Origin of the sequence: Kineosporia sp. NBRC 101731 (assembly GCF_030269305.1) — a bacterium.
Taxonomy (GTDB): Bacteria; Actinomycetota; Actinomycetes; order Actinomycetales; family Kineosporiaceae; genus Kineosporia.
In genome coordinates, this window is the sequence record NZ_BSTC01000004.1 from 226137 (window position 1) to 238687 (window position 12551).

Annotated in this window: 10 protein-coding genes; 4 read left to right on the forward strand and 6 right to left on the reverse strand. The window is 71.3% G+C overall.

Going from position 1 to position 12551, the window contains the following annotated elements; genetic code table 11:
- Positions 1-4: 4 nt before the first annotated feature.
- Genes QSK05_RS13920 through QSK05_RS13930 form a run of 3 tightly spaced genes read left to right on the forward strand, consistent with a single transcriptional unit; the run spans position 5 to position 3485 of the window.
- Entirely contained in the window at positions 5-547 is a 543-nt protein-coding gene (locus tag QSK05_RS13920; protein WP_285597588.1) for a GPW/gp25 family protein, read from the forward strand.
- Positions 547-2481, forward strand: coding sequence for a putative baseplate assembly protein (locus QSK05_RS13925; protein WP_285597589.1), 1935 nt, complete (start codon positions 547-549; stop codon positions 2479-2481). Before QSK05_RS13920 ends, QSK05_RS13925 begins: the two co-directional genes overlap by 1 nt.
- Positions 2478-3485: a hypothetical protein gene (locus tag QSK05_RS13930; RefSeq protein WP_285597590.1), complete on the forward strand. Its 1008-nt coding sequence runs from the start codon at positions 2478-2480 to the stop codon at positions 3483-3485. Before QSK05_RS13925 ends, QSK05_RS13930 begins: the two co-directional genes overlap by 4 nt.
- Here the strand turns inward: QSK05_RS13930 and QSK05_RS13935 are convergent.
- Genes QSK05_RS13935 through QSK05_RS13950 form a run of 4 tightly spaced genes read right to left on the reverse strand, consistent with a single transcriptional unit; the run spans position 3466 to position 8580 of the window.
- Positions 3466-4344, reverse strand: a complete 879-nt coding sequence (locus tag QSK05_RS13935) for an NEW3 domain-containing protein (RefSeq protein WP_285597591.1) — start codon at positions 4342-4344, stop codon at positions 3466-3468. The genes QSK05_RS13930 and QSK05_RS13935 overlap by 20 nt on opposite strands.
- On the reverse strand, positions 4341-6227 hold the full coding sequence (locus QSK05_RS13940) for a hypothetical protein (protein ID WP_285597592.1): 1887 nt from the start codon (positions 6225-6227) through the stop codon (positions 4341-4343). Before QSK05_RS13940 ends, QSK05_RS13935 begins: the two co-directional genes overlap by 4 nt.
- The gene (locus tag QSK05_RS13945; RefSeq protein WP_285597593.1) at positions 6224-7945 is read right to left on the reverse strand and encodes a hypothetical protein; all 1722 of its coding nucleotides are present in this window, start codon (positions 7943-7945) and stop codon (positions 6224-6226) included. Before QSK05_RS13945 ends, QSK05_RS13940 begins: the two co-directional genes overlap by 4 nt.
- The gene (locus QSK05_RS13950) at positions 7945-8580 is read right to left on the reverse strand and encodes a Pvc16 family protein (RefSeq protein ID WP_285597594.1); all 636 of its coding nucleotides are present in this window, start codon (positions 8578-8580) and stop codon (positions 7945-7947) included. The genes QSK05_RS13945 and QSK05_RS13950 overlap by 1 nt, the downstream gene beginning before the upstream one ends.
- A 289-nt stretch (positions 8581-8869) precedes the next feature.
- Between QSK05_RS13950 and QSK05_RS13955 the strand changes: the two genes are divergently transcribed.
- On the forward strand, positions 8870-9478 hold the full coding sequence (locus QSK05_RS13955) for a hypothetical protein (RefSeq protein ID WP_285597595.1): 609 nt from the start codon (positions 8870-8872) through the stop codon (positions 9476-9478).
- A gap of 15 nt (positions 9479-9493) precedes the next feature.
- Here QSK05_RS13955 and QSK05_RS13960 read toward each other — a convergent pair whose 3' ends face one another.
- Positions 9494-11530, reverse strand: a complete 2037-nt coding sequence (locus tag QSK05_RS13960; protein WP_285597596.1) for an ATP-binding protein — start codon at positions 11528-11530, stop codon at positions 9494-9496.
- 74 nt (positions 11531-11604) lie between these two features.
- Positions 11605-12510, reverse strand: coding sequence for a hypothetical protein (locus QSK05_RS13965; RefSeq protein WP_285597597.1), 906 nt, complete (start codon positions 12508-12510; stop codon positions 11605-11607).
- Positions 12511-12551 lie beyond the last annotated feature (41 nt).

Consider the following 12551-nt stretch of genomic DNA (forward strand, 5'->3'; position numbering starts at 1 on the left):
CGCCATGAGCGACACCTTCGACACGTCGATCAACACGTCGATGTCCACGCGCCCGATCCCGGCGCAGCGCCGTCCCGCCGTACGCGCCGGGTGGCACTCCCAGCCTCCCACGATCGACCCGGCCCCGAACGTCGCCGGGCAGCGCGAGCTCACCGACTTCGTCGGACGGGGCATCGCCTGGCCCCTGCGCGTGGACCACACCGGTGTCATCGCGCTCGACGGCGGGCCCGCAGACCTCGAGTCCTCGGTGCGCACGGTGCTGCTCACCGCACCCGGCGAGCGCCTGATGCGCCCGGAGTTCGGTTGCCGTATCCACGAGCTCGTCTTCGAGCCGGTCAACCCGAACACCATCGGCCTGATGCGCCACGCGGTGCGGGAAGCCCTCACCCGGTGGGAACCCCGGATCACCGTCGACGAGGTCGATGTCGTGCCCGATCCGGAATCGGCCGGCCTGGTGCACCTTCACGTCGGCTACCGGATCCGGACCACGAACGACCGCCGCAACCTCGTTCACCCGTTCTATCTCATCCCGCAGGAAGACGCCTGATGCCCCTCCCCGTACCCACCCTGGACGACCGCCGGTTCCAGGACTTCGTCGATGAGGCCAAGCGCGCCATCCCCCGCCACTGCCCCGAGTGGACCAACCACAACCTCAACGATCCGGGCGTCGCCCTGATCGAGTTGTTCGCCTGGATGAGTGAGCAGGTGATCTACCGGCTGAACCAGGTGCCGGACCGGCTCTACCTCCAGTTCCTGAATCTGCTCGGGATCGAGCCGTTCGCCCCCGGCGTGGCCTCCACCGACCTGACCTTCTGGCTCTCCGACGTGCTCGACCACGAGGTCCGGGTCCCCGCCGGGAGCCAGGTCGCGACCATGGCCGGGACCGGCGACGCGGTGGTGTTCAGCACCGTGCGCGAACTGGTGATCACACCCCCGGTACTGGCCCACACCCTGTCGGTCACGGCCGACCCGGACGCCCGGGATCTGCTGCCCATCCTGCGTTCCGGCGTGGCCGTGGACTGTTTCGGCCCGGATCCCGTCGAGGGGGACGCCCTCTACCTGGGGTTCACCGAACCTCTGCCCGGCACGGCCCTGCGGCTGAACATCACCGCCCAGGCCGCCGGTATGGGCATCCACCCGGACCGCCCGCCGATCCTCTGGCAGGCCTGGACCGGGCAGGAATGGACCCCGGTGACGGTTCACCGTGACAGCACCGGTGGCCTGAACCGGCCCGGGGAGCTGATTCTCCTGATGCCCGGTGCCCACGTCGCCCGGGCCGTCGGTGGGCGGACCGCCTCCTGGGTCAGGGTCGTTCTCCAGGACCCGGACCCGGGCGAGCCCGGGTACACTCGTCCGCCCCGGATCTCCTCCCTCACCGCCTCGGCGGTCGGGGGCACGGTGCCCGCACAGCACGTGGAGCTGGTCGAGGCCGAGGTCCTGGGTCGCAGTGACGGTGGCCCCGGACAGGTTCTGCGGACCTCGCGCCGGCCGGTGGCCCCCCGTCGGCCCGGTGAGGAGGTCACCGTGACCGGCGCCACGGGCACCGATGTCTGGACCGAGGTCGCGGATTTCACCCGTAGCGGCGCTCAGGACAAGCACTACGTCTGGGAGGGTGCCAGCGGCGAGATCCGTTTCGGGCCCTCGGTCCGCCAGCCCGACGGCAGCGTGAGGCGTCACGGGGCCGCACCGCTGGAAGGCAGCCTGATCGGCGTCACCGGATACCGGGTGGGCGGAGGCGCGGCCGGCAATGTCGGCGCGCGGACCCTCGTGGCGCCCCGGTCGCCGCTGCCGTACATCACCACGGTCTCCAACCTCCGTGCGGCCACCGGTGGATCCGATCCGGAGACCGTCGACGAGGTGAAGGTGCGGGGGCCCCTGACACTGCGCACGGGCCGGCGGGCGGTCACCGCCGCCGACTTCGAGCAACTGAGTCTGGAGAGCAGCCCCCGGCTGGCCCGAGCGCGCTGTGCGGTGCCCGAGACCGACGGTGGGCCCGTGCGGCTGCTGCTGGTGCCCCGCCGGCCACCGGCCCCGGGCCTGCGGAACGTGGACGAGTTCGCTCTCGAGGAAGAGCTTCTGGAGGAAGTCACCGCCGGTCTGGAACCGCGCCGGCTGGTCGGCTCACGCATCGAGCTGACCACCCCGTACTACATCGGGGTCGCCGTGGAGGTGTCGGTGCGGGCCGCCACCGGTCACAGCGCGGCCGCGGTGCGTCAGACGGCCGAGGAGACGCTGCGCACCTGGCTGGACCCGCTGCACGGGGGTGCCGACCGCAGCGGCTGGCCCTTCGACCGACATCTCACCGGGTCCGCCGTCGTGCACCGGCTGGAAGGGCTGGCCGGTGTCGCGAACATCGAGGACGTGCGCCTGTACGAGTACGACCTGCGCCGGGGGGAACGGGTCGGCCCGGTCCGGGACGTCCTGACGCTGGACGCCGACAGCCTGTTCCTGCCGGGTGAGCTGATGGTGGTGGCCCGATGAGTGCGCCGGCCCCCGGCTGGCTCGCCCGGCAACTGCCGGTCGTCATGCAGCAGGACGACTTCACGGTGCGCTTCCTCGCGATCTTCGAGGACCTGGCGGACACCCTGCTGCACTCGGTGGGTTCGGTGGCCGAGGCGGCCGATCCCACCGTCGCGCCCGCCCCGATGGTGCCCTGGCTCGGGAGCTGGATCGCCGGCCCCGTCGATCCCGCCGCCGGCACCCACCCGCTGCGCGACCGGGACTGGCTGCGAGCGCAGTCCCGGGCGCTGGGGGCCCGGGGCACCCGGGCCGGTCTGGAGCAGTGGCTGTCCCTGCTGTCCGGCGGGCGCCCGGTCGAGATCATCGACGGCGGTGGCGTCTACCGCGAGGGTCAGGCCCCGGAGGGAGCGACCGGCTGGGTCCAGGTCCGGATGCCACTGGCCGGCGATGTGGATGCGCAGCAGGTCGTCGCCCTGATCGAGGACGAGGTGCCCATCGGCGTGAGGGTCGAGCTCCTGGTGATTCCGGACGAGCCCTCCGGGGTGCCCCGGCCCCGGGACGCTCAGGACGATGCCGATCACACCGATCACACCGCTGACGCCGATCTCCGGGAGCCGATGCCGGGCGGCCCGTACTTCTGGGACGGCGGGGACGAGGACGTCTTTCCGCCCCTGTGGGAGGAAGCGATCCCGGCCCCGGAAGTCACGGAGAACACGCAGGAGGCCCCGCTGTCCGGTGCGCTGCGCCGGCTTCCGGGAACGGGCGGACGGGCCGTGCGCGCCGGGCGCTTGTGCCCGGAGTGCGCCGAGCCCAACGCCTTCGGATCACTCACGTGCCTCCGATGTGCATCGGTGTTGCGGGTTCCCCGTCCGGTGGCGGAGCCGGTTCCGGAGCCCGAACCGGAGCCCTTGTGGGACGACGAGGACTGGCTGCCACAGCGGCGGACCCGGCCCGTCGTCGTCGCGACGGCCGGGCTGCTCCTGCTTTTGAGCCTCATCCTGTTCCTCACGTACCTCCTGCGCTGAGCCTCACCGGCGCCAGGGTGGTCCTGGCGCTCGTCACCGTCTCCACCATCACGCAGGCACCGCTGTAGCCGCGGCTGCGGAAGTAGATCGCGTATATGCCGGGCGGCAGATCCGCGCTCCAGTCGTGGCCGCTGATCGTGACCGGGTACGTGGTCCGGCCCGTGCGGGCGCTCGCGCCGCTGAGGTTCTCGCGCGAGAGACCACGCACGAACGCCGTGATCGGTGAGGAGGCACCGCCGTCCAGGAACACCGTGCCCTGGACCCGTACGGGGCCCGGGGCGCGACGCATGCGGGCCACATTGGCATCCCGGTCGGCGGTGTCGACGATGGCCGCCAGGGTGCGCGCCCGCGGTCCGGCCGACGCGGCCGTGAACACTTTCACCCCCGCCACGACCATCAGCAGCAGCGCGACCAGCAACACGGCGATCACGGCGACCACCCGAGGACGCCGCGTTGCCGGTCGCGCAGAACCGCTCGGGGGTTGTGGTCGGTCGGTGAACGGCGGGCGGCGAACCGTCAGCTGGGAATCGGCGACCGGCACCGGAGCACCCGAGGTCTGCGCGGTCAGGGTCCAGAGGTACCGGCCGGGCAACGTTCCGGCCGGAGGGGTCAGGTAGACGAAGACCTCAGCCGTGTTGTGACCCGGCAACTGCAGGACCTGGGCCGGCGGGCACCAGGACGACGGCAGGCCCCGGGCGAGCAGAACAGCCCGCACCTCCTCGCCCGTCAGGTTCTGGACGGTTCCACGCACGACCACCGTCTGGCCGGCGTCGACCGTCCCTTCCTGAGCCGTCACCCTCAGCGTGGCGCGGTCACCTGACCAGGACGCTGCCTGCCGGTCTGTTGTGGGGCTGCTCATGAAACTCCTTCCGACGACGTTTCGGTGGGTGTGGCCGGTGGGGCGGTCGTCGCCGACGGCCGGACGCAGATGAAGACGTCGTGCCACCAGGAGCACCCGGCCGGGCCCGACACGCCGTCCTCCCCCGGGGGACCGCTGGGACCCGGCGGACCGGAAGGCCCTACGGCGCCGTCCGTTCCGTCAGCACCGTCGCTGCCGTTCGTCCCGTCGGTGCCGTCACTCCCGCCGGTGCCGGCCGTGCCGTCGGTGCCGTTCGTTCCGTCCGTGCCGTCCGTTCCGTTCGTGCCGTCGATGCCGTTGGTTCCGTCCCGGCCGTTCGTACCGTCCGCACCCGGGTCGCCCGTCGTCCCCGCACCACCCCGGTCACCGCGAGGGCCGGGTTCTCCGGTCGCACCCGGCGGAAGCCGCAGTCCGCTCGCGGGATCCGGGGCCAGTCGTAAGGTCACGTCGGCGGGCACCCCCGGCTCCAGCGTCACGGTGGCCTGAGCCGGGCGGTATCCCTCCTTGGCGGCGACCACCGTGTAGCGGGCCGGGGCAAGCACGTCCTTCGCCACGAATACCGCGGTACCCGGCAGTTGCTCCGCCTGCCTCACCCCCGCTCCCGGAGCCGCGGTTCCCTCACCCAGCTGAAGATTCACCTCGGCACCCGCCGGGATGTCCATGTCGAGGGTCACGACGACCGTTCCCAGCGCCAGTCCCGGCACCATCGGATTCAGCGACGTGCCTTCACCACCGGTCGCGGTGACCGGTGCCGCATCCTCCGGGTCGGTCGCCTGGGGGTACCAGATCGGATGCGGACCCGTGCCTTCGAGCCGGATCAGGTACTCCCCGGACGGAACCTCCATCTGCCAGGTGCCGTCCGCACCGAAATCCTTGGTGCTGACCACCGGGACGGCGGTGTCATCGAGCCGGTACGCGGAGACGACCGCACCGGTGGGCAGTCCCCGGCCCCGACGTCCGCCGCTGCTCACCGGCGCCGCACGTCCGGACCGGACCGACTCGGGCTCCGGCTGCACCGTTCCCTTCAGGAAGCAGGGGCAGTCGGCCGAACCGTCCGCCGCTCCCCCGACGTGCGGATCGCTGACCTCGTCCAGTTGATCGGCGGTATTGGCCTGTTCCACGTCGTGCTGGGTGAAGATCGCGCCCACGGTGACGGCGGCCACGCCGAGCACCAGCGCCAGGACCACCAGACTCGCCCCCAGCGACAACGCGGCCCGGCTGATCCGCGGTTTCTGCAGGAAAGCTCCCTGGGCCAGCGGCCCCTCGACAGGAACCCCGATCCGGCGTTCCTGATCCGTGCGCGCATCCGCATACACCGAGAACATCCGGGGCGCCGGCATACCCGTCCAGGGCCGGCGCCGCCGGACCGTCACGTCGATGCGGGTCTGCTCCCCCGGCGCCAGGTCCAGCCGCTCCGAGCTGAAATCGAAGGTGAGCCGGGCCTCGTCGTCCACTCCCACCAGAGGGCTGCCCACGGTCGTGTTGCCGGCGTTCTCGGCCCTCAGCCGGAAACCGGCACGACGGCCTCCGGACACCAGCGGCGGCCTGACCGTCAGCAGCAGGCGCTCCCGGGCGGGCACGTGCACCTCGACCGGCTGCAGCCAGCATTCCTGGCGGCCACCGACCTCCTGGACCTGCACCGTCAGGGGATGGGAGCCGGCGGGAAACGTCTCCGGCAGGAGCACCCGCACCGTCAGCTCGCGCGATTCACCGGGAAAGAGCTCGAACTCAGGAACGCCGACCTCGACCCAGTCCGGGTCGGCCCCCAGAATGCGCACCGAGAACGCGGAAATGGTGTCCCGGACGTTCTGCACCCGCAGGGTCATCTCACCCGGCGAGCCGGCCCGGTGCACGATCTGCCCGGGTGAGAACTCGGTGATCATCCGGGATCACCTGCACAGGTCGCCGAACTCGCCGAGAACGGCACGGAATAGAAGTTCGCCCGCGCCGGGAGCACATGCAGACGACAGGCGTGCATCGCCTGCCCGCCCACGGTCATCGTGAGGTCGTAGTAGCCGGGTGCCAGCAGCCCCGTCAGACGGATCTGGCTCTCCCACCCGCCGCCGGCGGCGGGCCGGGACGGAAACTCCCCCGGCCCGGAGCCGCCCGCCGGGTCGCCGGGTCCGGCGCCTTGTGTGCCTTCCTCCCCCTTACCCGTCGGCGTCCTGGCCGGCAGCCAGACCGGGCCGGCCGGCCGGGCCGGATCGGACCGGGCACCCTCGAACGCACCCGTCCCCGCACCGGCAGAACGACCGGCGGAAGAACCGGACAGCGCTGTCGCAGAGGGTTTCCGGGCCGAGGAAGGGATCGGCCCGCAGGCCGGGACCGGTGTCGGGGCCACCGTGACACCCGGGGACCTCCCGGCCTCCGGGGTTCCCCCGGTATCGACGTCCGCCGAGGGCTGCTTCGGCGCCGACAGCCGGGCGGTGACGTGCACGGCCGGCGTGGCGGATCCGTCCGGGTTCCGCAGCCTCACCGTCAGCTGAGCCGGACGCCCCGGCAGCCGCCCCCGGACCCGGCAGGACTCCTGGTCCACGGCGGCCCGCAGCCTCGCATTCCCGTTCCAAGGCGGTGCGAGAACGATCTCGTAGCGGGCGGGAAAGGTGTCCGGCAGCCAGAACCGGCCCTGGCTGTCACTGGCGGTCCGGTAGGTCGTGGTGGCCTCGGTACAGCGCGACCGCGGCCGCACCGCAGGGTCCTGGCTGCACGCCAGCACCTTCACCCCGGACACCGGCGAACCGTCCACCTCCGAGACGACCAGTCCGGACAGTGTGAGCGCCACATCCAGAACGTCACGAGGCCCCGGACCCGTCCGGAACCCGTCGGGTACCGCGACCGGCGGTGCCTCCGGGCGGACGAAGGCACGCAGCCCGAGATATCCCAGGGTGCCCCAGATCGCCAGCACCAGAACGAGGACCACCGCGAACACCAGCCCGTGACCCAGCACGGGCCGCTGACGGAAGGTGACCCGCACGTCCTGGTGCAGCTCCTCGTCCAGCATCGGGTGCCCGGGCGTGACCGACGCGGCCACGACGCGTACATCGGCCAGGTGCTCACGGACAGCGCCGAGCAGACGCCAGGGGGCGGTGACCTCCACCCGGCAGACCTTCGTCTGCCACGGTTCGATCATGGCCTCGTCCGGCTCGAACGTCATGGAGACCCCGTCGGGGAGGTCGACCTCGCGGGGATGAACCAGCAGAGCGGTGTTCCCGCGGTTGGCGACCGTCATCGGGAAGGACACGCGACGGGTGCCCATGCGTACGCAGGGGCGGACACCGGCCGTCAGCGCGGGACGCGCGGCCACGTCGACCTGCAGGCCGGCCTGATGCTCCCTCTCGGTCGCGGTCGCCCGCACCACCACATCGACGCGGTGCCGGCCGGCCGGTACCTGGGCCGGCAGTTGCACCTGCAGCGGTAACCGCCGCCGCTCACCGGGAAACAGCGTGGGGGTGCTCTCCAGGCGCACCGTGGCCCCGGAGAGACCGGTCAGGTCGATCTCGACCGCGTCGATCACATCGTCGGTGTTGACGACGTCGATCAGCACCTCCCCCGGAACCTCCGGTTCCAGGCTGACCTCGTCGTTGACCAGCCGGACCTCCATCAGGCCCCGTCGCGCTGCCGTTGCCGCGAGGCCCCGAACCAGCCGGGGCGACGCCCGGTGTCCGTCGCGCTGCCCGACCGGCGCAGCGGCGCCACGGTGGTCTCCACCCGCCGGACCGGCGCCGCGACGCGCTGCGGGCGGTCCAGGGTAACGGCGGTCGTGGCGACGAGAACCAGAGAGGGGCGCAGCTTTCCCCCCAGACCACCCCAAAGATCCCGGCCTCTGACCTGTTCCGGATCCGCCAGGGCGATGTTCACCTTGCCCGTGATCTCCCCGCCCTCCGTGTCCCCGTCCAGCACCGGTGTCCGCAGCAGACCTCGCACGGCATCCCCCAGGAGCCGGTGCTCCTCCCGCACCCCGCCACCCCAGGCACTCAGGAGGTACGAGAACGAGACCACGGGCGCCGGCCGGTCCCGCACGACCACCCCGTTGGTGTCGCGGTACGGACCGGTCACCGCGGGTTGCACTGCCGCCCGGGCAATGTCGAAAAGAAAAAGGTTCAGTGTCGGCCGCGTGAGAGACGTACCCCAGGTGCCGTCCGGGCTCTCGAACGAGACGTCCCCGTCCTCCTCGGGCAGCGGCACCTCTTCTTGCAACCACGACTTCAGCGTGCTTTCCAGCGCGGACAGCGGCACGATTCCTCCCCGGTGCTCGGGCCGGTGCAGCTCACCTGGACAGGAGCCCCCGGCACCGGCACGAACCTCAGGGACGTTACCAAGGGCGAGGACGCGTTCCGCGAACCACGCGCAACGGAAGCCATGAAGTTGCTACTCACCCGCGAGAGACCTCGCACCCGCATGTCACCGACCGCAGCTGCCGTGGTTCGTGAAAGGGTGCGGCAGAGGATGAAACCAGGGGGAAGCCATGTCTCCAGTCGACCACCGGGACCGGCCGCTCTCACGCCGATCCGTGATGAGCATGGGTGTGACCGCCACCGTGGCGGCCGGCCTGACCGCCGCCGCGGCCACCGGCACGCTCAGGATCGCGTCGTCCCTCGACCCGCCCTCCCCGGTCGTCCCCGGCCAGGAACCCGATCATGCCTATACGACGGACACCGCTGAGGCCCGGGCGCTGGCGCAGGCCGGTTACCTCGACGAGACGCTGCGCCATCCGCTCTACCTCTTCACCCAGGAGGTCCCTTCCGAGGAGAGTGGCCGGATCGCCCGGCTCCGGCGCTTTTACAACGGCCCTGGGCAGGATCACTTCTACACACCGTTCGAGGACGAGTTCCTGTCCGTCGCCCACGACGAGGGCTACACCGACGAGAGCGCCGACCATCCGATGTGGGTCCTGATGGCCGACAACGAGGACGACATACCAGCGGGCGCCCAGCGGCTGTACCGGGTCTTCCAGCCCGTGTGGGTCGACAACTTCTACACGACGAGCCTCGCCGAGGCCGAGGCCGCGGTCGCCGGCCAAGGGTACGAATGGCGCTGGACCGACCGGCGTTACCCGTGCGTCTTCACCTCTCCCGCCATCGGCGGCGGAACCCCTGCGGCCAGGTGGCACCGCCTGTACAACCCGCCGCGATAACCGGTCCGCCCGAGGTCACGGCCGCACCGTTCTCCCGGCCGCGACCACGTCCGCGGTCATGTCGGCGGTCACGCCTGCGGTCATGTCGGCGGCGCTCTGGGTCACCGGTGTCCGGCGCCGCGGAATGCCCGGCCGGTCGCGCCGGCCCATCTTGCGCAACTCACGCTGCAGCGCCGAGGTCACGTGCCGGTGCCCGACCCGGCCGGCGCTGTCGTCGAACGCGGCGAAAGCCGCCGAAAGAACCACGTTCCGGATGACGCCACCGCTCAGTTCGTCCACGCACGACAGGGCTTCGATGTCGATCGGGTCGTCGAGATCGAACTGCGCGACGTGCTGGAGGTGGGCTCCCCAGAGGGCGACGCGTCCGGCGTGGTCGGGTTCGGGGAAGTTCAGGATGAACTGGAGCCGACGCGTGAACGCGGAGTCGAGGTTGCCCCGCAGGTTCGTGGCCAGCACCACGATGCCGTCGAACTGCTCCAGACGCTGCAGCAGGTACGAGACCTCGAGATTGGCGTAGCGGTCGTGCGCGTCCTGCACCGCGCTGCGGCTGCCGAAGAGCGCGTCCGCCTCATCGAAGAACAAGACGCAGTTGAGCCTTTCGGCGGTGGCGAAGATCTTGGCCAGCCGCTTCTCGGATTCCCCCACGTACTTGTCCACGACCGTGGCCAGATCCACCTGGTACAGATCGAGCCCGAGGCTCCCGGCGATCGCCTGCGCGGCCATGGTCTTTCCGGTACCTGATCCGCCCGCGAACAGCGCCGCGATGCCCCGTCCGCGTCCCCGGCCCATGAGCGGGCCCTGGGCGAGCACGGCGTCGCGATGGCGCCCCCAGCGGATCATCTCTTCCAGACCACCGCGGAGCGACGCGGGCAGCACCAGGTCGTCGAGGGTCACCTCCGCCCGCCGCATCGTTCCGGCCTGATCACCCAGGCGCCGTGCTGCCTGCAGAAGGTCTTCGGCCGTAGGATTTTCCGTCGTAGAGCGGGCCAGGTCACCGACCGCGCGAATTTCTTCCGGCGTCACGCGCAGAGCCATCAGGTCCCGCCGGACCTCACCGTCGGGCGACCGTTCGCCGAGCTGGCCCGACCACAGACTCTCCCGCTGATCGTCGCTCAGGCGCAGCGCGGGAACCACCGGTGGCAGCCACCCGGCCCAGGCCGGGTCCCACGCCGTTGCGGCCACCACGGCCACCGGCACCGGGGCCTCGGACAGGCGGTGCACCAGCTGGGCCCCGGTCCCCTCCGCCCGCCCGGTGACGATCAGGGCACCCCCGCACAGAACGGCTTCGAGGACCGCGGCATCCAGTCGGCCGGCCGGATCGTCATCGGCCCGGGACAGATCGACCGCGACCACCTCGAGCCCGAGCCGTGCGGCCGCGCCCGCCACCATGGCCAGACCGGCGCTCCCCTGCGGGCCGTGTACCCAGACCAGACCCGGGCCCGACCGCCAGTGCTCCAGGACCTGGCCGCCACCGGGAAGATCCAGGGGGCAAGGAGTGACGAGGCACGCCCCGAGCGTGGCGTCAGGCGTGTGGTCACCCAGCAGATGGGCGGCCACCCGGTCGGGCAGGACCAGACTGCGGGTGAGGAAGGGACCCGTGTCCGGCACCCGGAGCAGACCGGTGAGCTGGAGGCTTCCACCCGGACGCAGCGCCGCACGGACCTGCGGGACGACGTTGGCGATGCCGAGCAGTTCCAGCACCGGACCGATCGTGGGATGTTCCTTCGGCCCGCCGAACGGCCTGATCCGGTCCAGGGCCACGGCCAGGGACGGATCGAGGTCCGCGGCCAGCGTGACGGCGACGAGGTCGGTCTCGAACTCGGTCAGCCCGACGGCGGCGGCCAGGTCGTCCAGGCTCTCGTCGATGCGCGCGAACAGGTCCGGCGCGCTCGTCCAGGCCTGCCGGACGGCCTGCCCACAGGACTCCAGGATGCTGATGTCACGGTCGGACTCCGCGCCGGCCGGCCGGTCCCGGGCCGGTGCCCGCCGCCGGACCGCTTCGTCCAGACCGTCGAGAAAACGCTGCCAGCGCACCGAGAGTGACTCCCCCATCCGGCAGAAGCTACCGGTAGCGGCGCGTGGCTCAGCGCTGACGCGCGGGCCGGGTCAGGCCGTTCACCGGTAGCTCAGGCGTCCTGCTCGTAGTCCGATTCCGACTCGTAGGCGTCCAGTTCCGCAGCCGCCTGCAGCCGGGCCACTTCTTCCTCGCAGACGAACGTGGCTCCACCGTTCTTCCAGATCGCGCCGGGCAGCTCGAGGCGGACGAGCTCGCGCATCCGCTCAGCGGCGGCCGCGTCGTTGCGCATCCAGGGAGGCATCCGCCAGTTCGGGTAGGAATACCGGTGGGTGCCGCCGGTGACGGCCCGGTACCCGGTGGCCGCGTGTTTCTCGTTGAACACCAGGAAACCCAGATGGCACAGTCGGCAGTCGCGGTGAACGCCGCCGAACGGCAGATCGTGCACGGCCTCGGCCGGTTCTCCACCGACGTGAGCGATCACCGCGCCGAGGATCGCCATCTCGGCGTGAACATCCCCCTTCTTGTCCTTCTTGTTGGCGACCCACTGCATCTTTCCCTCGGCCAGGGGGGCCTGCAGCGCGGTCTGCAGGGCCGTGAGCCGGGCCGACTCGGGCTCACCGAGTTCCTGGAGCCCCAGGTACTCCCCGGTGGCGAGAAGACCGATCTTGCGCAGGTCTTTCCGTTTGCGCAGGGCGTTCGCCCGCTGGTAGCTGGCGGGCAGCTTCTCGGTGAGAAATTCGTGCCAGTTCCCCCGGGGGGCCCGGCCGTTGCTGTTGGCGGCCAGGTAGAGCACGTCACCGGCCAGGCAGACGGCCACGTGCGGGCCGACCTCGCCGAACTTGTTCTGCACGATCCGGCCGATCCGGTCCAGCATCCCCTGGGAGGCAGGCCCGGGCGAGAGATTGACCGGGTTCGCCAGGTGCGGCGTCACATAGGCATCGCCCCGCGATGCCTTGTCCTCCTCGACCTTCCTACGCCACTGCGGCGGCGCGGGCACCTGCACCATTTCGGCCATGCGCGGTGATCGGCAACCGCCCGGTCCGGCTTGAGACCCGG

Excerpts from the sequence above, each read along its gene's own strand:
- QSK05_RS13920 (WP_285597588.1), top strand. The coding sequence starts at position 5 with ATGAGCGACACCTTCGACACGTCGATCAACACGTCGATGTCCACGCGC.
- QSK05_RS13925 (WP_285597589.1), top strand. The coding sequence starts at position 547 with ATGCCCCTCCCCGTACCCACCCTGGACGACCGCCGGTTCCAGGACTTC.
- QSK05_RS13930 (WP_285597590.1), top strand. The coding sequence starts at position 2,478 with ATGAGTGCGCCGGCCCCCGGCTGGCTCGCCCGGCAACTGCCGGTCGTC.
- QSK05_RS13935 (WP_285597591.1), bottom strand. The coding sequence starts at position 4,344 with ATGAGCAGCCCCACAACAGACCGGCAGGCAGCGTCCTGGTCAGGTGAC.
- QSK05_RS13940 (WP_285597592.1), bottom strand. The coding sequence starts at position 6,227 with ATGATCACCGAGTTCTCACCCGGGCAGATCGTGCACCGGGCCGGCTCG.
- QSK05_RS13945 (WP_285597593.1), bottom strand. The coding sequence starts at position 7,945 with ATGGAGGTCCGGCTGGTCAACGACGAGGTCAGCCTGGAACCGGAGGTT.
- QSK05_RS13960 (WP_285597596.1), bottom strand. The coding sequence starts at position 11,530 with ATGGGGGAGTCACTCTCGGTGCGCTGGCAGCGTTTTCTCGACGGTCTG.
- QSK05_RS13965 (WP_285597597.1), bottom strand. The coding sequence starts at position 12,510 with ATGGCCGAAATGGTGCAGGTGCCCGCGCCGCCGCAGTGGCGTAGGAAG.